Annotated in this window: 19 protein-coding genes; 12 read left to right on the forward strand and 7 right to left on the reverse strand. The window is 55.2% G+C overall.

Annotated features, from left to right (window positions below):
- Window positions 1-369: 369 nt before the first annotated feature.
- Window positions 370-2,475, forward strand: coding sequence for an elongation factor G (fusA, locus tag WG891_RS22880; protein ID WP_337264612.1), 2,106 nt, complete (start codon window positions 370-372; stop codon window positions 2,473-2,475).
- Window positions 2,476-2,505: 30 nt separating this feature from the next.
- Here fusA and WG891_RS22885 read toward each other — a convergent pair whose 3' ends face one another.
- The gene (locus WG891_RS22885) at window positions 2,506-3,462 is read right to left on the reverse strand and encodes a DMT family transporter (protein WP_337264613.1); all 957 of its coding nucleotides are present in this window, start codon (window positions 3,460-3,462) and stop codon (window positions 2,506-2,508) included.
- Window positions 3,463-3,497: 35 nt separating this feature from the next.
- Window positions 3,498-5,378, reverse strand: coding sequence for a potassium transporter Kup (locus tag WG891_RS22890; RefSeq protein WP_337264614.1), 1,881 nt, complete (start codon window positions 5,376-5,378; stop codon window positions 3,498-3,500).
- 168 nt (window positions 5,379-5,546) lie between these two features.
- Between WG891_RS22890 and WG891_RS22895 the strand changes: the two genes are divergently transcribed.
- From WG891_RS22895 to nudI, 3 genes are all read left to right on the forward strand, one after another.
- The gene (locus WG891_RS22895; protein ID WP_337264654.1) at window positions 5,547-5,891 is read left to right on the forward strand and encodes an ArsR/SmtB family transcription factor; all 345 of its coding nucleotides are present in this window, start codon (window positions 5,547-5,549) and stop codon (window positions 5,889-5,891) included.
- Window positions 5,888-6,421 (forward strand): SRPBCC family protein, encoded by a 534-nt coding sequence (locus tag WG891_RS22900; RefSeq protein ID WP_337264615.1) that lies wholly within the window; start codon window positions 5,888-5,890, stop codon window positions 6,419-6,421. Before WG891_RS22895 ends, WG891_RS22900 begins: the two co-directional genes overlap by 4 nt.
- A gap of 150 nt (window positions 6,422-6,571) precedes the next feature.
- The gene (gene nudI, locus WG891_RS22905) at window positions 6,572-7,000 is read left to right on the forward strand and encodes a nucleoside triphosphatase NudI (RefSeq protein ID WP_337264616.1); all 429 of its coding nucleotides are present in this window, start codon (window positions 6,572-6,574) and stop codon (window positions 6,998-7,000) included.
- 52 nt (window positions 7,001-7,052) lie between these two features.
- On the opposite strand, the gene dcp is transcribed toward nudI, so the two are convergent.
- Window positions 7,053-9,245: a peptidyl-dipeptidase Dcp gene (dcp, locus tag WG891_RS22910; protein WP_337264617.1), complete on the reverse strand. Its 2,193-nt coding sequence runs from the start codon at window positions 9,243-9,245 to the stop codon at window positions 7,053-7,055.
- Window positions 9,246-9,508: 263 nt separating this feature from the next.
- On the opposite strand from dcp, the gene WG891_RS22915 reads away from it, so the two are divergent.
- From WG891_RS22915 to ydfG, 4 genes are all read left to right on the forward strand, one after another.
- Window positions 9,509-10,954 carry an MFS transporter gene (locus WG891_RS22915; RefSeq protein WP_337264618.1) on the forward strand — a complete coding sequence of 482 codons (1,446 nt, stop codon included), beginning with the start codon at window positions 9,509-9,511 and terminating at the stop codon, window positions 10,952-10,954.
- A 3-nt stretch (window positions 10,955-10,957) separates the two neighbouring features.
- A complete protein-coding gene (locus tag WG891_RS22920; protein ID WP_337264619.1) occupies window positions 10,958-12,016 on the forward strand; it encodes an aldo/keto reductase in 1,059 nt (352 codons plus the stop codon).
- A 98-nt stretch (window positions 12,017-12,114) separates the two neighbouring features.
- Window positions 12,115-12,639 (forward strand): GNAT family N-acetyltransferase, encoded by a 525-nt coding sequence (locus WG891_RS22925; RefSeq protein ID WP_337264620.1) that lies wholly within the window; start codon window positions 12,115-12,117, stop codon window positions 12,637-12,639.
- A gap of 65 nt (window positions 12,640-12,704) precedes the next feature.
- Window positions 12,705-13,451, forward strand: coding sequence for a bifunctional NADP-dependent 3-hydroxy acid dehydrogenase/3-hydroxypropionate dehydrogenase YdfG (gene ydfG, locus WG891_RS22930; RefSeq protein WP_337264621.1), 747 nt, complete (start codon window positions 12,705-12,707; stop codon window positions 13,449-13,451).
- Between the two features lie 42 nt (window positions 13,452-13,493).
- Here ydfG and WG891_RS22935 read toward each other — a convergent pair whose 3' ends face one another.
- Window positions 13,494-13,820: a YnfA family protein gene (locus tag WG891_RS22935; RefSeq protein ID WP_337264622.1), complete on the reverse strand. Its 327-nt coding sequence runs from the start codon at window positions 13,818-13,820 to the stop codon at window positions 13,494-13,496.
- A 136-nt stretch (window positions 13,821-13,956) separates the two neighbouring features.
- On the opposite strand from WG891_RS22935, the gene WG891_RS22940 reads away from it, so the two are divergent.
- On the forward strand, window positions 13,957-14,319 hold the full coding sequence (locus WG891_RS22940; RefSeq protein WP_337264655.1) for a DUF1283 family protein: 363 nt from the start codon (window positions 13,957-13,959) through the stop codon (window positions 14,317-14,319).
- Between the two features lie 79 nt (window positions 14,320-14,398).
- Window positions 14,399-14,707, forward strand: coding sequence for a DUF1161 domain-containing protein (locus WG891_RS22945; RefSeq protein ID WP_337264623.1), 309 nt, complete (start codon window positions 14,399-14,401; stop codon window positions 14,705-14,707).
- Window positions 14,708-14,747: 40 nt separating this feature from the next.
- Here WG891_RS22945 and WG891_RS22950 read toward each other — a convergent pair whose 3' ends face one another.
- Complete coding sequence (locus WG891_RS22950; protein WP_337264624.1) at window positions 14,748-16,235, reverse strand: MDR family MFS transporter; 1,488 nt, start codon at window positions 16,233-16,235, stop codon at window positions 14,748-14,750.
- Window positions 16,236-16,705: 470 nt separating this feature from the next.
- Between WG891_RS22950 and WG891_RS22955 the strand changes: the two genes are divergently transcribed.
- Both WG891_RS22955 and clcB read left to right on the forward strand, forming a co-directional pair.
- Window positions 16,706-18,079 (forward strand): cytochrome c peroxidase, encoded by a 1,374-nt coding sequence (locus WG891_RS22955; protein ID WP_337264625.1) that lies wholly within the window; start codon window positions 16,706-16,708, stop codon window positions 18,077-18,079.
- Between the two features lie 109 nt (window positions 18,080-18,188).
- Window positions 18,189-19,469, forward strand: coding sequence for a voltage-gated ClC-type chloride channel ClcB (clcB, locus tag WG891_RS22960; protein WP_337264626.1), 1,281 nt, complete (start codon window positions 18,189-18,191; stop codon window positions 19,467-19,469).
- Here clcB and bioD read toward each other — a convergent pair.
- Both bioD and mlc read right to left on the reverse strand, forming a co-directional pair.
- Complete coding sequence (bioD, locus tag WG891_RS22965; RefSeq protein WP_337264627.1) at window positions 19,457-20,137, reverse strand: dethiobiotin synthase; 681 nt, start codon at window positions 20,135-20,137, stop codon at window positions 19,457-19,459. The two genes, clcB and bioD, sit on opposite strands and share 13 nt — an antisense overlap.
- 163 nt (window positions 20,138-20,300) lie before the next feature.
- Window positions 20,301-21,518, reverse strand: coding sequence for a sugar metabolism global transcriptional regulator Mlc (gene mlc, locus WG891_RS22970; protein WP_337264628.1), 1,218 nt, complete (start codon window positions 21,516-21,518; stop codon window positions 20,301-20,303).
- Window positions 21,519-21,618: the final 100 nt, after the last annotated feature.

The raw sequence follows: 21,618 nt of genomic DNA on the forward strand, positions 1-21,618 counted from the left end.
GAAAGCTGTTAACGATATTAAACGCGATGCTGCGAGATAATAGGCAATGGGTGACAAATTAATCATCACCCATTGACTTTAAACACAGCTGCTCTCCCACAGGGAGAGGGGGCGATGCTTTAAGCAATTGATGCATTATTATGCTGCTTTGCGCTTAACTGACCAGCATTAAGCCATTATGGTTAGTTTTTTTGTTATATCTCTTTTACCTATCACAGCCATTGCTTAATAAAACCACTACCATCGACTACGATTAGTCTGATGCTGTTGCAGACGTTTTGCACACAGCCGGGTTGATAACCCATTGAGGGATATCATTATAGTTTAAACCGTTTAAGCCTCATGCCACACGGCTAAGAAAGGTTGATTATGGCACGTACTACCCCCATCGAACGCTACCGCAATATCGGCATCTCGGCGCACATTGATGCCGGCAAGACCACGACGACCGAGCGGATTCTGTTTTATACCGGGGTCAGCCACAAGCTGGGCGAAGTTCACGACGGCGCCGCCACCATGGATTGGATGGCGCAGGAACAGGAGCGCGGCATCACCATTACCTCGGCAGCAACTACCTGTTTCTGGAATGGTATGGAGCACAATTACCCTCAGCACCGTATCAATATTATCGACACGCCAGGACACGTGGATTTCACCATTGAGGTGGAACGCTCGATGCGTGTGCTGGATGGCGCGGTGATGGTGTATGACTCGGTCGGTGGCGTGCAGCCGCAATCAGAAACCGTGTGGCGTCAGGCCAATAAATATAAAGTACCGCGCCTGGCGTTCGTCAATAAAATGGACCGCACCGGCGCCGATTTTTTCCGCGTGCGCAAAATGATGATCGAACGCTTGAAAGCCAACCCGGTGCCCATCGTGATTCCGATTGGGGCAGAAGATCATTTTGCCGGCGTTGTGGACCTGGTCCGCATGCAGGCGATCCGCTGGGATCAGGCGTCACAGGGGATGCTCTTCAGTTTTGAAGCCATTCCGGCCGATATGCTGGAGATGGCCTACGAGTGGCGTGCCAAGATGATAGAAGCCGCCGCTGAGGCTTCCGAAGCGCTGATGGACAAATACCTTAATCAGGTTGAACTGAGCAACGAGGAAATCGTCCAGGGTCTGCGGATCCGCACCATTGCCGGTGAAATCCAGCCGATGCTGTGTGGTTCGGCATTTCGCAACAAAGGTATCCAACGCATGCTGGATGCGGTGATCGAACTGATGCCTTCGCCGCTGGACGTGCCGCCGGTAGAGGGCCATGATGAGCGCGACAACATCGTCACGCGCAAGGCCGATGATAACGAGAAATTCTCTGCGCTGGCGTTCAAGCTGATGACCGACCCTTTCGTCGGCCAATTAACCTTTGTACGCGTCTATTCCGGCATTTTGGCTAAAGGAGACAGCGTTTATAACCCGGTGAAAGGGAAAAAGGAGCGTATCGGCCGTATCGTGCAGATGCACGCCAACGATCGTAAAGAGGTGGACGAGCTGCATGCCGGGGATATTGCCGCCTGTGTCGGCCTGAAAGACGTCACCACCGGCGATACCCTGTGCGATCCCAACGCCATCATTACGCTGGAGCGCATGGTGTTCCCGGAGCCGGTGATCGCGCAGGCCATTGAGCCGAAAACCAAGGCCGATCAGGAAAAAATGGGCATCGCCTTACAGCGTTTGACCTCTGAAGATCCGTCATTTCGCGTGCGTACCGACGAAGAATCTGGCCAGACCATTATTTATGGCATGGGCGAGCTGCATTTGGAGATCATCGTTGATCGCATGCGGCGTGAGTTTGGCGTGGAGACCAACACCGGTAAGCCGCAGGTGTCTTACCGCGAAACCATCCGCCGTAAAGTAACGGATGTGGAAGGCAAGTTTGTACGTCAGTCCGGCGGTAAAGGCCAATACGGCCATGTAGTGTTGACGGTGGAGCCCAATGAAGCCGGTAAAGGCTTTGAGTTTTTCGATGAGATCAAAGGCGGTGTGATCCCCGGTGAATATATTCCGGCGGTGAAAAAAGGCATTCTGGAAGCGCTGAACAACGGCGTGCTGGCCGGGTATCCGATGGTCGATGTCAAAGTGCACCTGACCTTTGGTTCCTACCACGATGTCGACTCCTCAGAGCAGGCGTTCCGCATGGCGGCGATCTTCGGCTTCAAAGAAGCTTGCCGCCAGGCCAACCCAGTGATCCTGGAGCCGATTATGTCGGTTGAAGTGGAAACGCCGGAAGAGTACGCCGGTAACGTGATGGGCGATTTGTCATCGCGGCGCGGTATGGTGCAAGGTATGGAGGATATTCCAGGCGGTGGTGGCAAAGAGATCCATGCCAAAGTGCCGTTGTCGGAGATGTTCGGTTATTCCACGACCTTGCGCTCGATGTCGCAAGGCCGAGCAACCTACACCATGGAGTTCAGCCATTACGCGGAAGCCCCGCGCAATGTGGCGGAAGAGATTATTCAACACAGCAAACGCTGATCCTCACGCCTGCCGCCGTTGCGGCAGGCGTTATTCTTCTACGGCCACCACCGGCTCCGGTTTGATGCGCATGGCGGAAATAACCCCAATCACCAGGCAAGCAATGCCACACAGCGTCAACAGCGGTGGCCAACTGTGGCGTAATATAAAGGTATAGGCCAGCCCGGCCAGAGTCTCGAACACAATCAATGGCCCGAGCAGCACCGTCGGCAAACGTTGGCTCGCCTCATTCCAGCACAGCGTACCTATCCATGAACACAAAATGCCAATGATGATCATCAGCGGTATAAAAACTTCCGGCCTTGGGCCAAATGGCAACGCAAACTGCGGCTGCGTCAGCGCCAACTGCCCACATACCAGCAAATACCCCACCAATGCCAGCGGTAGCGTTACCACGCCCTGCGCCGTCGCCCAGGTCATTGGGCGCTGATGTGGATTTGCACGCAACCAACGCGCATTGCGCAGCGGGAACCAGGTCCAGCAAACCACGGCCAATAAGGCCAGCAGCAATCCGCTGAGATAGCGCCAGGCATCCACGGCCACCTCATTCCCCATCAGTTCGGCAATATTGACCAGCAGCAGCCCGGTAACAATCAGCACCAGTGCCGGGGTCAATTCACGCCAGGAAAGCCGGCCATCGTGCTGGCCGTACAACAGATTGGCGCTGACAGACATCACCACCGGCAACGTACCAATTATCATGGTCGAAACCGGTGCGCCGGTGCGTTGAATCGCGCTGGCCAAACACAGGTAATAGAGCAGATTACCGATGGCGCTCAGTTTCAGCGCCTCCAGCCAATCCTTGGGCCGCAACTGCCGTAAACGGCGGCGATCGAGCCACGCCAGCGGCAACGCGATCGCACCAAAAGCCAGATAGCGCCCGGTTGATTGCAGGGCCGCCGGATAATCCGGCACCAATACCGGGCCGATAAAAATCAGCCCCCACATCAGCCCGGCCGCCAAGGCAAACAACACGCCAAAAAACATAATAACGTCCTTATTAACGACCCAAAGCGAATGGCTTAAACCGGTACACGCCGGCTGATTTCTACCACCTGATCGCTGGGTAGATAGTAATAATCCGTCACATGCATGCCGTTACGCACCATCAGCGCAAAAATATTGCGTTGCCACGCCGGTAATGCCCTACGCCCCTCACGCCCAACGATGGTTTCATGCCCCAGGTAATAGGTGATGTCATTGAAATTAAACCCACACTGCTGTGCTTCAGGCAGGCGCAACAACCGCGGAATATTGGGCCGTTCCATAAAGCCATAACTTGCTACACCGCGCCAGAAATTGGGTGCCAGTTGGGTCATCACCAAACGTTCAGCATTTGCCACTCGCGGCACGTTCAACACCACCACGTTCAAGGTCAGCAGGTCGGTATGCAAGGAGCCATTGCGCTTGACGTGCCATTTCATGACCGGCGGTGCTCCCCCTTGAGATCGCGTCAGGAAAACCGCCGTGCCCGGCACACGCGGAATGTTTTTCTCTTCGATCGTCGCCATAAAGTCGGCGACAGAGACCACCTTTTCGTCCAGCGTCTGTGATGCCGCCCGCACGCCACGGTGCCAGATCAGCATCACGCCGTATACCGCCGTGGCCAACAACAGCGGCATATAGCCGCCATCAAGAACTTTAGACATGTTGGCAATCAGGAAGCTGAGATCGACAATAAAGAAACATCCGGCCGCCACAAGAGTGGCTGCAAGGCTCCAGCGCCACACTTCACGCATGGCAATGAACAGCAAACCGGTGGTCATGATCATGGTCAGTGAAACGGCAATACCGTAGGCCGCCGCCAGGTTGTCTGACGATTTGAAAAATACCGCCAGGAACACCGTGACCGCCATCAGTAACCAGTTGATAGCCCCGATATAAATTTGCCCATAGCTCTCTTCCGTTGTCTGCTTGACGCGCAAACGTGGCAACCAGCCGAGTTGGATCGCCTGCCGGGTCATGGAGAATGCACCGCTGATGATGGCCTGACTAGCAATAATTGTCGCCAATGTGGCCAGAATCACCAGCGGGATCTGCAACACCGGCGGGCACAGGCGGAAAAAGATGTTCTGCGTAACATCGGCACCCGACAGAATCAACGCCGCCTGCCCTGCATAGTTCAACAGCAGGCTGGGGAACACGATACCGAACCAGGCCAACCAGATCGGTTTCTTGCCAAAATGCCCCATGTCGGCATACAGCGCTTCGGCGCCGGTGACGCAAAGAAAGACGCCCCCCAACACCAGAAAGCTGACCATGCCGTTTGAAAGTAAAAAGTTGATGCCGTAGACAGGGTTAATGGCCAGCAAGACTGCCGGGTGCTGAACAATGCCCCAGATGCCCAGTGCGGCGATCGCCGCAAACCACAGTGCCATAATCGGGCCGAACACTGTGCCGATACGGGCCGTGCCCAAGGGCTGGATGGCAAACAGGCTCACCAGGATCACCACCGTGGCCGGTAAAATATAGGGCTTAGACTCCGGCAAGACAATGTTCAGCCCCTCCAGCGCCGACAGCACCGAGATGGCGGGGGTAATGGCGCCGTCTCCGTAGATCAACGCTGCGCCAAACAATCCGGCAAAAATCACTGCCGGGCGAGTACGGGTTTTACTCACCAGCAACGACATCAGCGCCAGAATGCCTCCTTCACCGTTATTATCAATGCGCATGGCGAAAGTGGCATATTTCACCGAGGTAACAATCACCAGCGTCCAAAAAATCAACGACAGCAACCCCAGGATCACCGGTGCCGAAGGAGCATCACCCGACAGGAACAGCACGGTTTTCAGGGTATACAGCGGGCTGGTGCCGATATCCCCAAACACCACACCCAAGGCACCACCGGCCAACAGCGTCAGGCTGGTCTGCTTTTTATCTTCTGGATCGCGCACGGCTGACATGACGTCTTCCTTAAGGGCATCAGAACGTTAAGCAATGATAGTCATAGAAAAAGGATAGTGTACAACAAGAATCGATTTATCATTTCCCTATTGCGCCACGTCACAAGGCAAGAAAAAATCCTCAACAAGATGGTTGAACATTATCCACCCTGTTCTATATTTAACCTTATGGTTAAATTATCCTCGTCACGACTGGACGCTATCTTTCATGCATTGGCCGATCCGACAAGGCGCGCCATCCTGCATACGCTGGCTGAAGGCGAACATAGCATTGGTGAACTGGCGGCACCTTTCGAGATGTCGTTTGCAGGCGCATCCAAGCATATTAAAGCGCTGGAGCAGGCTGGGCTGGTGCAGCGAACCGTGCAAGGAAGAAACCATATTTGCCGGCTTGATCCCGAGCCGATGGCGCAGGCCATGCATTGGCTGCAAACTTATGAACATTTCTGGAATGAGCGGTTGGACGCACTGGAGCTCGCGTTGCGGCAAGCCGACTCGAGGAGTGAACCATGAACGATTACGGTATGATCATTGAACCCGGTACGCTGCGTATTCAACGGCTGTTGCCCGGCCCGCTCGAGCGAGTCTGGGCCTACCTGACCGAATCGGACAAACGCGCCACCTGGCTCGCTACCGGTGAAATGACGTTGCAGAAAGGTGCCCAAGTTGAATTGGTGTTCTGTAATTCTGAGCTGGCTGGCGAACATGAGAATCCACCGGCCAAATATAAGCAATATGGCGGCAAAGTCACCAATACTGGCCATATTACCTGTATTTTCCCCCCGCGCCTGCTGAGTTTTACCTGGGCAGAACAAGGCGAAGGCCGCCCTTCCGAAGTCACCTTTGAGCTGGCGCAACAGGGCGATAAAGTGCTGCTGACGGTGATCCACCGCCGCCTGCCCAATCGCGATACCATGCTCAACGTCGCCGGTGGCTGGCACACTCACCTGGATATCCTGCGCGATCGCCTGCAGGAGCGCCCTCCGCGCCCGTTCTGGGCCACCTTTACCCAGATGGAAGATGAGTATCGGGCAAAGCTGTAATCGCCTCTCTCCTAGGGATGAGCGTTTTTCTCATCCCTGATCAAACCTCTACGTGGTGCTTGAGCAAAAATCCCCGATTTGAAAAAGGCGGCGTTATAATGCACGGCAACTTTAAGTGCCCCTTGTATCACGCTTGGAAATGGAGCCGCTATGCGCCAACGTATTATTGTTTGCCCGTTAATTGAGAATGACAACGCTTATCTATTATGCAAAATGGCCGCACATAAAGGCGTTTTTCCCGGCCAGTGGGCACTGTCTGGCGGCGGTATGGAGCCGGGGGAAACCATCGAAGAGGCGTTGCGCCGCGAGGTGCGTGAAGAACTGGGCACCGCCTTGGTGCTGGACCGCATTCAGCCCTGGACCTTTCGCGACGACGTGCGGATAAAGACCTATGAAGACGGCAGCAAAGAGCAGATCTACATGGTTTACCTGATTTTTGACTGCCACGCCGCCAATCGCGAGATCACCATCAACGATGAGTTTGCCGATTACGCTTGGGTGAAGAAAGAGGATCTCGCCCGTTACGATCTGAATGAAGCCACCAAGTACACGCTGCAACAGCGGGGCTTGCTGGATTAAAGGGGCAACGGTCGATAAGCGAGCCTCTGATAACAGAGGCTCACCGAATACGTTACCGATCTTTCAAACCGCGATTGAGCAGCATTGGCTCAAGACTCGGTTCCTTGCCACGCCATTCAACATACAGTTTTTCCAGGTCTTCACTGTTACCCCGCGACAGCACCTTATCGCGGAAGCGTTGGCCATTCTCTGCCGTGAGCCCGCCGTGTTCGCTGAACCACTGGAAGGCATCATCTGCCAGCATCTGGGTCCATAAATAGGCGTAATAACCGGCGGCATAACCATTACCCCAAATATGTTGGAAATAGCTGGAACGATAACGCGGTGGCACCGCGTTCAGCGCGATGCGATCTTTTTGCAGCGCTGCCGCCTCGAAACTATCGGCGTCCTGCAAGGGCTGCCCGGCGACCAGCATATGCCAGTGCATATCCAGCAACGCCGCCGCCAACAGCTCGGTCATGTCATAGCCTTTGTTGAATTTATCGGCCTTCCCGATTTTGCTGACCAACGCCTGTGGCATGGCTTCGCCGGTTTGATAGTGCTTGGCAAAGTGGGCAAATACCTTGGGATCCTTAGCCCAATGCTCATTAAACTGCGAAGGGAACTCGACAAAGTCGCGTGCGGTATTGGTGCCGGACAGGCTGGGGTATTGCTGAGAGGCAAATATGCCGTGCAGAGCATGGCCGAACTCATGGAACAGGGTGATGACGTCATCATAAGACAGTAGTGCCGGTTGGCCCGGAGCCGGTTTGCTGAAGTTGGCCACGTTATAAATAACCGGTTTGGTGCCATTGATTTTTGACTGCTCAACGAAGTTGCCCATCCAGGCCCCGCCGCCTTTGTTATCGCGCTTAAACAGGTCGGTGTAGAACAAGGCCAAAGATTGACCGCCTTTATCCAAAACCTCATACACGCGGACATCCGGCTGATAAAGCGGGATATCTTGCCGCTCTTTAAAACTGATGCCATACAGCAGGTTAGCCGCATAAAACACCCCGTTATGCAGCACATTGTTCAATTCAAAATAGGGTCTGATCTGCGCTTCATCCAGATCATACTGCGCCTTACGCACCTGCTCGGCGTAGAATTGCCAATCCCAGGCTTCCGCCTTGAATCCCCCCTTCTGCTGATCGATCACCGCCTGAATGTCTTGCGCCTCACGCTCAGCGCGGGCCGTGGCGGCGGGCACAATATTGCGCATAAATGCCAGCGCAGCCTCTGGCGTTTTGGCCATCTGATTCTGCAGTTTCCAGGCGGCATAGTTCGGGAACCCCAACAAACGCGCTTGTTCTGCACGGACCTGTGCCAATCGGGCTATCGTCTGGCGAGTATCATTAGCATCGCCTTTTTCTGCCCGCTGCCATGAGGCATCAAATAATACTTTGCGGGTATCGCGCACCTGCAGGTTTTGCAGGCTGGGTTGTTGCGTGGTGTTCTGCAACACCAACAGCCACTGCTTATCTAGCTTGCGCTCGCTGGCTGCCTGCGCGGCAGCGGCCAGTTCACCGTCGTCGAGCCCGTCCAGCCAGGCTTTATCCGTGACGGCCACCGCCCCATTCTTGGTCGCGGCCAGCAGTTTATTGGTGAACTGGGTACTCAGCGTCGCCGCTTCCTGATTCAGCGCCTTCAACTGGTTTTTATTCACCTCGGAGAGGTTGGCTCCCGCCAACAGGTAATTCTGATAAGTGATCTCCAGCAAACGGCGAGACTCTGCGTCCAGCTTCAGGGCGTCACGTTGTTCATAAAGGGTGTGAATTCGCGCAAACAGTTTGCTGTTGAGCATGATGGCATCGTTCAACGCGGCCAGCTTTGGCGAGGTTTCTTCATCCAGCTTTTGCAGCTCATCACTGGTGTTGGCAGCCGTCATGGCGCTAAACACGTTAATTGTTCGCGTCAGCAATGCCCCCGCTTTCTCCAACGCCACTAAGGTGTTGTCGAAAGTCGGTGCGGCAGGGTTGTTGGCGATTTTCTCGATCTCCGCCAGCTTGTGCTGGATACCCGCAGCAATCGCTGGCGCGTAATCGCTGACCGTGATCACATCAAATGGGGGAGCTTGAAAAGGCAAGCTGCTGGCCGAGAAGAAGGGGTTCTCACCTTTCTGATCGGTATGTTTTTCGCTCATATTCGCCTCTTTCGTCTGGCCGTTTGGCGCGGCGGTGTTATTTGACGGCAACGTGCTCTCTGCGGCCTGCGCCTGTGCGCTCAAGGCCACGCCGATCGCCAATACCAGGGTCGATAAACGCATCAAATTAAAACTCCTTCCTATTTCATCTGCCACAGCCTAGCTTAGGCGCAGTTAACAGTTTCAGCAAAAACAAGTGATTACTGGCCGCTCGGCCCATCGCCTCCTCATGCCTGAATTTGCCGTGCCCGCTAATAATCACTTATCTAATCACTTTTTAACCTCCTTCTGATGCGCTATGCTCAAAAACTCTGCTGAGGCCAAGATTGCTGAAACGGGATTTCTATTATGTCTGCGCCGTTGCCGTGCTCCGCCAGGAGCCGCTTATGAGTGGTTTTTTCCGTGCCAGTGCGCTGCCGTTGTTGGTCGCTGGGGCGTTCTTTATGGAAAACCTCGATGGCACGGTGATCGTCACCGCTATGCCGCAGATGGCGGCGTCCTTCGGCGTACAACCGGTGGATATGAGTATCGGTGTTTCTGCCTATATCCTGACCCTGACGGTGTTTATTCCTGCCAGTGGTTGGATCGCCAACCGTTTTGGCGCACGCAATATCTTCGCCGCGGCGTTGCTGCTCTTTACTTTGGCTTCAATATTGTGCGCGCTGAGTACCAGCCTGCCGTTTTTTACCGCAGCTCGCATCCTGCAAGGGTTTGCCGGTGCGCTGATGGTGCCAGTCGGCCGCCTGGTGGTTTTGCGTAACACCGCTAAAGCCGATCTGATTAAGGCTATTGCCACGATCACCTGGCCGGGGTTAGCCGCACCGATCCTCGGGCCGCCGATCGGCGGATTCATCACCACCTATGCCTCTTGGCACTGGATTTTTATCCTCAACGTTCCCTTAGGGATCATCGCGCTATTCTTTGCCTGGCGTTTGATCCCGCCTGAAGCAGCACAAAAAGGTGTGCCGTTCGACGGGCTGGGGTTTGTGCTGACCGGGGTGGCCTGTTTTGGTTTGATGTTTGGGCTGGATCGGGTCAACAGCCCGCAGCTTTCTTGGCTGGTGCCCGCCTTGTGCCTGGCTGGCAGCCTGGCATTGGCGGCGTTGGCAGTGCGTCATGCCAAACGTTATGCCTATCCGCTGGTCGATCTGTGGGCATTGCAGATAAAAAGTTACGCCGTCACAATAGGCGGTGGCACGCTGTTCCGCATGGCTATCGGTGCCGTGCCTTTCCTGCTGCCGCTGCTGTTCCAGATTGGCTTCGGGTTAAACGCTTTCGATGCCGGGCTGCTGGTGCTGGCGGTGTTTGCCGGTAACTTGCTGATGAAGCCTTTTACTTCCGCCATTCTTTACCGCTTTCGCTTTCGTACCACGTTGGTGGTTAACGGCCTATTGAATGCCGCCACCATTTTCGCCTGCGCCCTGCTCACGCCGCAAACGCCAACCTGGCTGATTGTGGCGCTGCTGTTTGTTAGCGGGCTGACGCGCTCAATGCAGTTTACCGCCCTGAATACGCTGGCATTTTCCGAAGTGCCGCAGCCGCGGATGAACGGAGCCAATACGCTATTCAATATGGCGCAACAGATGGGCAGCGGTCTTGGCATTGCCATCGGTGCGCTGGCGCTGCGTTTAGCAGAAATGTTGATGCCACGCTCAGACGGCGGCGTAGCGCTCGCCGATTTTCATCTGGCTTTTGTGGCGATCGGTTTCATCGCCTTGCTGGCGGTGCTGGATAGCTTTACGTTGGGTGGCGAAGCGGGGAATGTCATCCGCCAGAAAAAATCCCACCCGGCAATTTCTGAAAAAACAATGGCAACCAAGGTAAGGAGTTAAACGATGGAATACCGTCAGCTTGGCCATTCCGGCCTGAAAGTTTCGGTGCTAAGTCTGGGCACCATGACCTTTGGAGGGCAAGGCAAGTTCGCCAAAACCGGTGATACCGATGTTAACCAAGCCCGCGACCAGCTTGCTATGTGCCTGGATGCGGGGATCAACCTGTTCGATACCGCCGATGTCTATTCTGCTGGCAAATCCGAAGAGATTCTCGCTCAGGCACTGGGCAGCAAACGCCATGACGTGCTGATCGCCAGTAAAGCGCGCTTCCCGATGGGCAGTGGGCCCAATGATGCCGGGCTGTCGCGCCATCATCTGATCCGCGCCTGTGAAGCCAGCCTGAAGCGCCTGAACACGGATTATCTCGATCTCTATCAACTGCATGAATGGGACGGCATCACGCCGGTGGAAGAAACCCTGCGGGCGCTAGAGCACCTGGTGAGCAGTGGCAAAGTGCGTTACACCGGGGTGTCTAACTTTTCCGGCTGGCACCTGATGAAACACCTCGGCAGCGCAGAGCGCTTGGGATTGGTGCGCCCGGTCAGCCAGCAGATCCATTACACCTTGCAGGCGCGTGAGGCGGAATATGAACTGCTGCCGATCGCTCAGGATCAGGGGCTGGGCGTTTTGGTCTGGGGGCCGCTGGCTGGGGGATTGCTGTCGGGCAAGTATCGCCGTAATCACCCCGAGCCTGCGGGCACACGCCATTTGGCCAACTGGGGCGAGCCACCGATACGCGATCGTGAAGCGCTGTTTGATATTGTTGAGGTGTTGGTGGATATCGCACATTCTCGTGGGCTGTCTGCCGCGCAAATTGCTCTGGCCTGGCTACTGACCCGCCCGACGGTGACTTCGGTGGTGATCGGCGCACGCAACAGTGAACAGTTGAAAGATAATCTGCATGCCGCCAACCTGATCTTGAATGAAGAGGAGTTACAGCGGCTGGAGGCAGTGAGCCAACCCCCGTTGATCTATCCTTACTGGCATCAGGCCCAAACGGCACCAGACCGCCTCTCTGCCGCCGATCGACTGTTACTCGCCGCCCACCTGCAGCAAAAATAAGTCGCATCTGACGCCAATCAACGTATTATCGATGATCCGCCCTGCTTTTTCGGGGGCGGATTTTTGCCGTTTTGGGCCTGAAAAGCGAGGTAATAATAATGAATCACAGTGACCTTTCTCAGTGCCGAGTGAACACCGATCGGTTGTTGATTGCCCCTTTTACCGCCGCAGATGCTGATGATGTTTACCAGGCGATAACCCCGACGCTGACGCGTTTTATGAATTTTGAACCAGAGGAATCCCCAGCGGCTTTTGCCAGCGTTTGGGAAAATTGGCTACCGTTGATCCGCGAAGGCGAAGAAGCCATCTTTGTCGCTCGCTTGCGCGACAGCAAGCAGTTTGTCGGCATGGGCGGTGTGCACGGTCTGCGCACACCCACCCCGGAACTGGGTGTCTGGGTGAAAGAAAACCTGCACGGCCAAGGCTATGGCCGCGAAATCACCCTGGCGATCGCCGCCTGGGCCAGCGCGCGTTATCACCCGCAATACTTTATCTATCCGGTTGCCGAACAGAATACCCCGAGCCGTCGCATTGCCGAATCCCTAGGGGGTATAATCAAAGGCCGGCGTGAGAATATCAAATATGACTGCGTGGTCTATCACCTGCCGGCGATCGCCGGTTAAATTTGCCGAGGCAATAGCGCCGCGCTAGAGTGGACGCAGGGTAAAAACACTTGAGGAACAGTAAGATGATCATTTTTGTTACGGGTGCCACATCCGGGTTTGGTGCAGCCATTGCCCGCAAGTTTGTGCGTGAAGGCCATCAGGTGATTGCCACTGGCCGCCGCATGGAGCGCCTGGAAGAGTTGCAAGCAGAATTGGGTGAAGCACTACACATCGTGCGTTTGGATGTTCGCAATCGTGCGGCAATTCAGCAGGCGATCGCCGCATTACCCGCCGAACTGCGCCAGATCGACGTTCTGGTCAATAACGCCGGGCTGGCGTTGGGCCTGGAGCCTGCGCACAAAGCCAATGCCGACGATTGGGAAACCATGATCGATACCAACACCAAAGGGCTGGTGAACATGACTCGCGCACTGCTGCCTGCCATGGTGGAGCGCAATGTCGGCCACGTGATCAACATCGGTTCTACCGCAGCCAACTGGCCTTATGCCGGTGGCAACGTGTACGGCGCAACCAAAGCCTTTGTGCGGCAGTTCAGCCTGGGCCTGCGCGCCGATTTACACGGCACCCATATCCGCGTCACCGATATCGAACCGGGCATGGTGGGCGGCACCGAGTTCTCTAACGTGCGCTTTAAAGGCGATGATGGCAAGGTAGACAAAACCTATGCTGGCGCTAATGCCCTGACGCCGGAAGACGTCGCCGAATCGGTGTTCTGGGTGGCGACCTTGCCTGCGCGCGTTAACATCAACACGCTGGAAATGATGCCAGTCTGCCAGTCCTTTGCCGGTTTAAGCATCCACCGCGAGTAATGATCCCAACGGGCAGGGCCAACGCGCCCTGCCGCTTTCCGTTTACGCCGTGCGCCAACCGGCTACGATGATTAGCATCCCGGCTAATGCCACCCCCGCCCCCAGCCAGTCCATCGCCGACAGTTTTACACCGTCCACCACCCGCAACCACAGCAGCGCCGTTGCCACATAGACACCCCCATAAGCGGCATACACGCGCCCGCTGGCGGCCGGGTGCAGGGTCAGCAACCAGACAAACAGCATCAGGCTGGCTGCGGCAGGTAACAACAACCAGGTAGAAGCACCTTTTTTCAGCCACAGATACGGCAGAAAGCAACCGATAATTTCTGCAAGCGCGGTCGCAAAAAACAGCAAAGTCGTTTTTAACATCAGTGACATATTCTCTCTAAAAATTAAACGAACACCGCGCTAGGCTGGTGTAATGCAAGATCGCGATGATATATTTAGCCCAATGTTACAGCGGGTGTCGCCGAATGACGCAACACTAACTTATAAGGATGAAATGATGAAATCACTCTCTATTCAGCGACTGATGTGCGGGATGCTACCCGTCGCGATGCTGATATTGGCGGCGAGCTGGCAGGCTCCGGCCTTGGCAGCAAACTGTACCCAAGGCAGCACCTGTGTCACCGTCAACGGTGATAGCGCGACGAGCGGCCAACAGGCGCAGCAAAGCAAGGAACAGTGGGATGATACCCGTTCCCTGCGCCGCAAGGTGAATACCCGCGTTGAAAAAGAGTTTGATAAGGTCGATCGCGCCATTGATGACGAAGAGAGCTGCAACAACAGCTACAACGTCAATGCCTATTGGGAATCCACCACCCGCAAGTGTCTGGATCGCCAAACGGGTCGGCCGATTAATCGTTAAACGGACAATGGGATTAAGCCATCCGGCGGAATGCTGTTATCCTGTCAAAGGAAATTCATTCTCAAAAAAGGGTTGAATGATGAAAAAAGCATTGGTACTCACGACATTACTGCTGGTTAGTGCACCATTAACCGCCCTTGCCGCCGTCTCTTCATGCGAAACCGTGAAAGCGGATATCGCGCAGAAGATCGTCAACAACGGCGTACCCGAATCGGGTTTCAAACTGGAGATTGTGCCTAACGATCAGGTTAGCCAGGCCGGTGGGCTGGTGGTTGGCCACTGTGGCTTCGACACGCAAAAAATCGTCTACACTCGCCTGCATAACGGTGATGACGGCGCTGATGCAGCACAGACCGGAACCTCTCAGGATACCAAGACGGCGCAATAATCTGTGCAGGGCGCACCTTCAGGCGGCGCCCTTTCTGTTTTTACGCCTGCTCCACCTCTTCACCTTCGCCCTGTGGCCGACGACGCGCCGGGATCAGCATGGCCGCCGCCAAGGCAAACAGAGACAACAGGGCCGACACCAGGAACACCCAGTGCATCGAGGCTGCCACCTGCTGCGTCAGGCTGGCCAAGGTTTCTGGCGACATAGCATTTCTTGCCGCCGGATCCATCAGTTGTTGCACCGGATCGACCGTTTCTGGCAAACGCATTTGCAGGTTGATATTGAGCGTCGCACCTAAAATAGCGGTACCGATCGCCGATCCCATCATGCGGGTAAAGACGGTACAGGCGGTGGCGATGCCGCGAATGCTGAAATGCGCCGCATTCTGTACTGAAACCAGAAACGTGGTGTTGCATAACCCCATCCCCGCCCCCACCATAAAGGCCGCTAAACGCCCCCACAGCAAGCCCCCGGCAGGTTGCAGCAACAGCAGAATCAACCCACCGCTGACCAACAGCAAAGCCCCCAACAGCGCGGTAGTCCGATAAGAAGTCAGCAACATCAAGCGGCCACTTAAGGTGCTGGCCAACGGCCAACCGATCGACATCAGCGCCAGCGTGGTGCCCGCTTCCAGCGGCGTTCCGCCTTTCACCCCTTGGATAAAGGTGGGTAAAAAAGCACTGATCCCCATCATGGCGGCACCAATCACCACGCCGCCGATATTACCGGCCACAATTACCCGGTTCTGCCACAACGCGAGCGGAAATAAGGGCTCAGGAGCACGGCGCTCCTGGCGGATCAGCCGTAGCAAAGCAACCAGCGCGACACCCAGCAATGGCACCACCCACCAACCCAGCATTTCTGCCTGCAACAGCGCCAGTAGTAAGGCGGTGACAAAAAGCGTCAGCCAGGCGGTCCCCGCCAGGTCCAGCGCATGCTGGCGCACCGGCTGCCTGGCGGGCAGATAACGCCCCAGGAAAAACATGGCCAGCAGGCCGATCGGCAGGTTGACCCAAAATACCAGCGCCCAAGGCAGATGCTGCACAATGAACGCACCGAGCAGTGGGCCAATAATCGCCGAAACGCCCCACACGCTGGAAATATACCCCATCACTTTAGGGCGCTCCGTAGCGGTATAAATATCACCGATGATGGTGGTGGCAATCGGCATAATCGCACCTGCGCCTAGCCCTTGCAGCAGACGAAACCCAATCAGCCAATACATATTGGGCGAAAAGCCACACAGCACAGAGCCGAGCAGAAACAGCGAAGCCCCAAAGAAGAAGATACGTTTGCGGCCATACAGATCCGCCAGCCGGCCGTATATCGGAATAGTTATCGCCTGCGTCATCAAGTAGACGGCAAAAACCCAGCCCAACAGCGAGAAGCCGCCAAGATCGCCAATAATCGTCGGCATCGCCGTAGCCACGATGGTGGCCTCGATGGCAGACATAAACATCGCCAGCATGCAGGCGATGAGGATCAGCGGCCGGTGGGCAACGGGTGCAGGTGAAAGGTTATTTGTCATCGGTGATTCCGGTCTTTTATTTCTCACCGAGTATACCGTTGTGCCTCATCAAAACCACCCGATTGTTTTGCGATCACGGAAAGGCATCATCACTATTTAAAGTGACATCGTCACACGATTAAACGAAAGAAAATAACAACCATTATTAATCAATAAATCATTTTAAGCGCTGATAGAACCAGTATAAAAATAAGGGGTATTCGCTATGGCAGATCGTCAACAATGAGTTAACATGGTAGAGTACCATGCACAGAATATTGAATTATAAGTAATTTCTTAGATGGGCTCACAGGCCGCATCACGCCTGTCTCATCGTTAAAACCTATCTCAGTGATAGTTAAGAACAATTGAAGAATTTGATTTCAGTCAAGTCGCAACGCCTTGAGACATGGCAACCTCGTCAGCCCGTTTTTTCATCAGCGAGCTCGGATGTCAGGCGACTTGGCAGCTAAACTCATTGGAGCGAGATCATGATTAAAAGAATTATCCTAGGATGTGCCGTTGTAGCGGTTGTGGGTTATTTGGGGTTTGTCGGCTATATCTACCATTACGATCAGCAACGCGCCCCCGTCGTTGCCGACAGCAGGATTGATGCTCTGCTAACCCGTTACGGATGTGACTATTGTCATACCGCTTCGGCCAAATTGCCCTTCTATGCCGAGCTGCCGATCGCCAAGCAGTTGATGGAATATGATATTCGTACTGGCAGCAGGCAGTTTACCCTTGATGCTACCCGTATGGCTTTGCAGCAAAAAACCGCTGTGCCAGAGGCCGATCTGGCCAAACTGGAATTCGTGTTACAAAACCAGACCATGCCACCGGCACTGTATAAAGTGATGCACTGGTCCGGCAATATCAGTGATGCTGACCGGCAGGAGCTGTTGAGCTGGATCCGCCAGCAGCGTGAGAAGCACTATGCTCGCCCGGATACTCCGGCAGAACTGCGTGGTGCCGTGTTGCGGCCTTTGCCAGAATCATTGCCCACCGATCCACAAAAAGTGGCGCTGGGCTTCCGCTTGTTCCACGACCCACGCCTGTCGAAAGATAACAGCATTTCCTGCGCGCATTGCCACCAACTGGGTGCCGGTGGTGTAGATGGCCGCGTCTCTTCACTGGGGGTGAACAACCAGTCAGGGCCGATCAACGCACCAACGGTATTCAATGCCGTTTTCAACATCGCACAATTCTGGGATGGCCGCGCGAGCGATCTGCAGGCACAGGCCGGTGGCCCACCGATGAACCCGCTCGAAATGGCCTCAGGTTCCTGGAACGATATTATCGCCAAGCTGGAAAAAGACGCGCAGTTGAAAGCCGACTTCCAGCGGGTTTACGCCAACGGTTTTACCGGTGACAACATTACCGATGCGATTGCCGAATTTGAAAAGACGCTGATCACGCCAAACAGCCCGTTTGATCGTTATCTGAAAGGGGATGAAAGCGCCCTGACCGCCCAACAAAAGCACGGCTACCAATTGTTCCAGCAGAACAAATGTGGCACCTGCCATACCGGGGTTAACCTTGGCGGCCAGTCCTATGAAATCATGGGGGTAAAAGCGGATTACTTTGCCGCCCGTGGGAATCCGACCGATGCCGACCTTGGGCGTTACAATGTCACTAAAAATGAAGCCGACCGCAATCGCTTCAAAACGCCAACGCTGCGTAATATCGCTCAGACCGCGCCTTACTTCCATGATGGCAGCGTCACTTCGCTGAATCAGGCGGTGAAGGACATGCTGAAATATCAGGTCGGCGTTAGCCTGCCGGAGAGCGACGTCAACGATCTGGTGGCTCTGTTGGAAAGCATGAGCGGTAAATATCAGCCTGCAACACCACCGGCCAATTAATACTTTCACCACTACGCCAGTGATCCCGTAAATATTCGCTGGTTTTCAGGTGGGCAAGCCAGCACAATGCCCACCTGAACCTTTCATTTTTCTCACAATTTCCCGAAATATGAAACGATGGGCCCATCTACACCACTACCGCGCCCTGTTGCGTCGCTTATCTATTGCCATCTTTTTGGGCATTTCGGCTGCGCTGGCCGTCTGGTTGTTCCACCGCAGCATGCTCGGGCTGGAGTTGCTGTTGTTGGGGCACGACAGCGGTAGCCTGGTAGCCGCCGCCGCGGCGCTCCCCACTTGGCGCAGAGCGCTTACTCCGGCGCTGGGGGGATTGGCGGCCGGATTGTTGCTGTGGATTTTTCAGCGCTATCGGCATCAGCCCTCTGCGGCCCCCACCGATTATATGGAAGCAATAGAAACCGGTGACGGGCGGCTGGATGTTTCTGCCAGCCTCATCAAGAGCCTTGCCTCGTTACTGGTGGTCTCCAGCGGTAGCGCAATTGGCCGCGAAGGGGCGATGATCCTGTTGGCGACGCTGGTCGGCTCGGTTTTTGCCCAACGTTTTACCCATGCCAGAGAATGGAAACTGTGGGTAGCCTGCGCAGCAGCGGCCGGCATGGCCAGCGCCTATCATGCGCCGCTGGCGGGCAGCCTGTTCATTGCCGAGATCTTGTTTGGTACGCTGATGCTGGCCTCTCTCGGGCCGGTGGTGATTGCCGCCGTCAGCGCCTTGTTGATGACCAACCTGCTTAACGGTGGCCAAGCGCCGTTGTATCTTGTCGTTCCTCTACTGCCCCCTTCGCCGGTGCAATATCTGCTGATGGCGCTGTTAGGCGTCTTGGCGGGTGTTTCTGGCCCGCTGTTCCTGTGGGCGATGGCCGCCAGCGGGCGGGCATTCCGCTCGCTGAACCTCATTCCCCCCTTCCAACTGGCGCTGGGTGGGTTGATCGTTGGGCTGCTTTCTTTGTTGTTTCCTGAAGTCTGGGGCAACGGTTACAGCGTGGTGCAATCTTTGCTCAACGCGCCGCCGGGCCTATTACTGCTGGCCGCGATTCTGATCTGCAAGCTGCTGGCGGTGCTGGCCAGCAGTGGGTCTGGTGCGCCTGGAGGCGTATTTACCCCAACATTATTCGTGGGAGCCGCGCTGGGTTCGCTGCTGGGGCAACTGTGTGCGTTCTGGCCGGAACTGGGAAGCGCAGTGCCGATCCTGATGGCGCTGACCGGTATGGCAACCCTGTTGGCTGCAACCACTCATGCGCCGATCATGGCGGCGCTGATGGTATTTGAAATGACCGGGGAATATACCCTACTCCCCGGTATGCTGCTGTCTTGTGTGATCGCCACGACCATCGCGCGTGGGTTACGCCCGCAGTCGGTTTATCACAATGCGTAACGATCCATCAGGCCGGTGATATCCAGATACTGCGCCAACTCGCGCTGTTCGGCGCGTGGCAGATAAGGGATCTCACCCAGCAGCGGTGCGGGAATGCGTTGCTGCAGCGCGTCGATGGTTTCAGCATAGTGCGCTAAACCGGGATTAATGCGGTTGGCGACCCATCCCAACAATGGTAAGCCATCGTTAAGAATCGACTGGGCCGTCAGCAACGCATGGCTGACACACCCCAGCTTGATGCCAACCACCAGGATCACCGGCAGTTGTTCCTGCACCACCCATTCAGCATAAGGGCGCAGATCGTTCATCAAGACGCGCCAGCCACCGCTGCCTTCAACCACCACGGTGTCAGCCTTGGCGGCTAGATGCCGCAGCCCACGGCTCATCACGCCGTAGTCAACATCCTGTGTAGCATGGGCGTGAAAGACCTCATCCAGGCAGGTAATCGGGTTAATTTCTTCATAAGACAAAGGCATAGAAGACGAAGCCTGCAGAACCAAAGCGTCTTTATTTCGAATGCCTTCGCTGGTTTCCTGGCAACGCGCCGCAATGGGCTTATACCCTGCCGCTGAGCGGCCCTGTGCAGCAAATGCCTGCAGTAATCCGCGGGAAACCACGGTTTTACCTACGTCGGTATCCGTGCCTGTAACAAATAAACGCTTTAACATGAATAGATTGCCCTGAAATGCTCCGTTAACTAAAGGATCGCCGCCAATCGCAGCGCGAGTAGCCTGACAGGGAAAAGTCTAGGGGATGCAGACCTGAAGGGGCTTGAGGTAGCTCAATATTTTGGCGGTAAACATTAAGAAACTCTGATAGAAGCGTTTTACATTAGCCCTGTAACAGTTTTACCAACAGCGAACCGTTATATAACGCGTCTTTGACCAAAGCCGCTCCCGGCATAGTGCCCTGGTTGAAAAACTGAGTGGATTCAACCTGCAGGTGCTCACTGTAAGCAGGTAACGATTGCTGGCGGATGCAGGAAGCAATCGCCGGGTGGAGGATTTCGGCGGCACGGTTCAACGGTGAGCCTACCAGGATCTTTTCCGGATTAAACAGGTTGACCATGATCGCCACAATGCGCCCAACGCTGTGCCCGACGCCAAGAATGATGTCTTTAGCTAGCTGATCTCCGGCCAGCGCGGCATCACACAGGGATTCGACGCTTAAGGGTGCACCATGCAGCATGGAAGTCATTGAGCCCCCCAAACGCTGCTGGGCGATTTCCAGCATGTTTTCGATGCTGGCGACCGTTTCCAGGCAACCGTGATTGCCGCAATAGCAACGTTTGCCGTAAGGATCGACCTGAGTATGGCCAATCTCTACCACGCTGCGGCTACCGGCATGCAGCACGCGGCCATTGGTGATCACTCCCGCCCCCACGTTATGATCGATCACTACCTGGATGACATTCATATTACCGCGCGAAGCACCGTATAAAGCCTCGGCCATGGTCCAGGCGCAAATATCATGTTGCAGATAGACCGGCAACCCGGTGAGCGAAGCCAATGCCGGCCCCAACGCCATCTCGTGCACATCATAGAACGGCATCCGGTGGACAATGCCCGACGCGGTATCGATCATCCCCGGCAAAGTGATGGCGATCGCCGTTAAGCGCTCCAGCTTGCTTTGATGACGGATAAAAAAGCGGTCGATTTCGCCCACGATGCGCTGCAGTAAAGGGTCTGGATGTTCCGCATCAAGCGGCAGCAGTTCTTCAACCACCATTTTGCTGCTGAGATCGCGCAGCGCCAGCGTAATGGTTCCCCGGCTGATGCGGGCAGAGAGGTAATGCCAGGCCTCGGTATCCAACACCAAACCAACCGCCGGGCGGCCACGGCTACCGATTTCCTGGTATTCGGTTTCTTTCACCAAGTGCGCTTCGAGCAACTCCCGCACGATCTTGGTGATACTGGCAGGCGCAAGCTGTGCACGTTTTGACAATTCGATGCGCGAAATCGGCCCCAGCTGATCAATCAGCCGGTACACTGCCCCTGCATTGGTTTGCTTGATCTGATCAATATGCCCAGGCTGCCCATCCGCAATCACAAACCTGCTCCTACTATTTTTCGCGCTTCTAAATAAAGACTAAAGGCTATGGTGGGGCTTTTGGAATACAGCGTCAACTATTTGATTCGTTATGTGATTA

Source organism: Serratia sp. MMO-28 (assembly GCF_037199905.1).
In the GTDB taxonomy this organism is placed as follows: Bacteria; Pseudomonadota; Gammaproteobacteria; order Enterobacterales; family Enterobacteriaceae; genus Chania; species Chania oryzae.

Bases quoted from the DNA above. Each gene is read 5' to 3' on its own strand.
- WG891_RS22895 (WP_337264654.1), top strand. From the start codon at position 5,547: ATGGTTAAATTATCCTCGTCACGACTGGACGCTATCTTTCATGCATTG.
- dcp (WP_337264617.1), bottom strand. From the start codon at position 9,245: ATGCGTTTATCGACCCTGGTATTGGCGATCGGCGTGGCCTTGAGCGCA.
- nudI (WP_337264616.1), top strand. From the start codon at position 6,572: ATGCGCCAACGTATTATTGTTTGCCCGTTAATTGAGAATGACAACGCT.
- ydfG (WP_337264621.1), top strand. From the start codon at position 12,705: ATGATCATTTTTGTTACGGGTGCCACATCCGGGTTTGGTGCAGCCATT.
- WG891_RS22920 (WP_337264619.1), top strand. From the start codon at position 10,958: ATGGAATACCGTCAGCTTGGCCATTCCGGCCTGAAAGTTTCGGTGCTA.
- WG891_RS22940 (WP_337264655.1), top strand. From the start codon at position 13,957: ATGAAATCACTCTCTATTCAGCGACTGATGTGCGGGATGCTACCCGTC.
- WG891_RS22900 (WP_337264615.1), top strand. From the start codon at position 5,888: ATGAACGATTACGGTATGATCATTGAACCCGGTACGCTGCGTATTCAA.
- bioD (WP_337264627.1), bottom strand. From the start codon at position 20,137: ATGTTAAAGCGTTTATTTGTTACAGGCACGGATACCGACGTAGGTAAA.
- WG891_RS22915 (WP_337264618.1), top strand. From the start codon at position 9,509: ATGAGTGGTTTTTTCCGTGCCAGTGCGCTGCCGTTGTTGGTCGCTGGG.
- WG891_RS22885 (WP_337264613.1), bottom strand. From the start codon at position 3,462: ATGTTTTTTGGCGTGTTGTTTGCCTTGGCGGCCGGGCTGATGTGGGGG.
- WG891_RS22935 (WP_337264622.1), bottom strand. From the start codon at position 13,820: ATGTTAAAAACGACTTTGCTGTTTTTTGCGACCGCGCTTGCAGAAATT.
- fusA (WP_337264612.1), top strand. From the start codon at position 370: ATGGCACGTACTACCCCCATCGAACGCTACCGCAATATCGGCATCTCG.
- WG891_RS22925 (WP_337264620.1), top strand. From the start codon at position 12,115: ATGAATCACAGTGACCTTTCTCAGTGCCGAGTGAACACCGATCGGTTG.
- clcB (WP_337264626.1), top strand. From the start codon at position 18,189: ATGAAACGATGGGCCCATCTACACCACTACCGCGCCCTGTTGCGTCGC.
- WG891_RS22955 (WP_337264625.1), top strand. From the start codon at position 16,706: ATGATTAAAAGAATTATCCTAGGATGTGCCGTTGTAGCGGTTGTGGGT.
- WG891_RS22890 (WP_337264614.1), bottom strand. From the start codon at position 5,378: ATGTCAGCCGTGCGCGATCCAGAAGATAAAAAGCAGACCAGCCTGACG.
- WG891_RS22950 (WP_337264624.1), bottom strand. From the start codon at position 16,235: ATGACAAATAACCTTTCACCTGCACCCGTTGCCCACCGGCCGCTGATC.
- WG891_RS22945 (WP_337264623.1), top strand. From the start codon at position 14,399: ATGAAAAAAGCATTGGTACTCACGACATTACTGCTGGTTAGTGCACCA.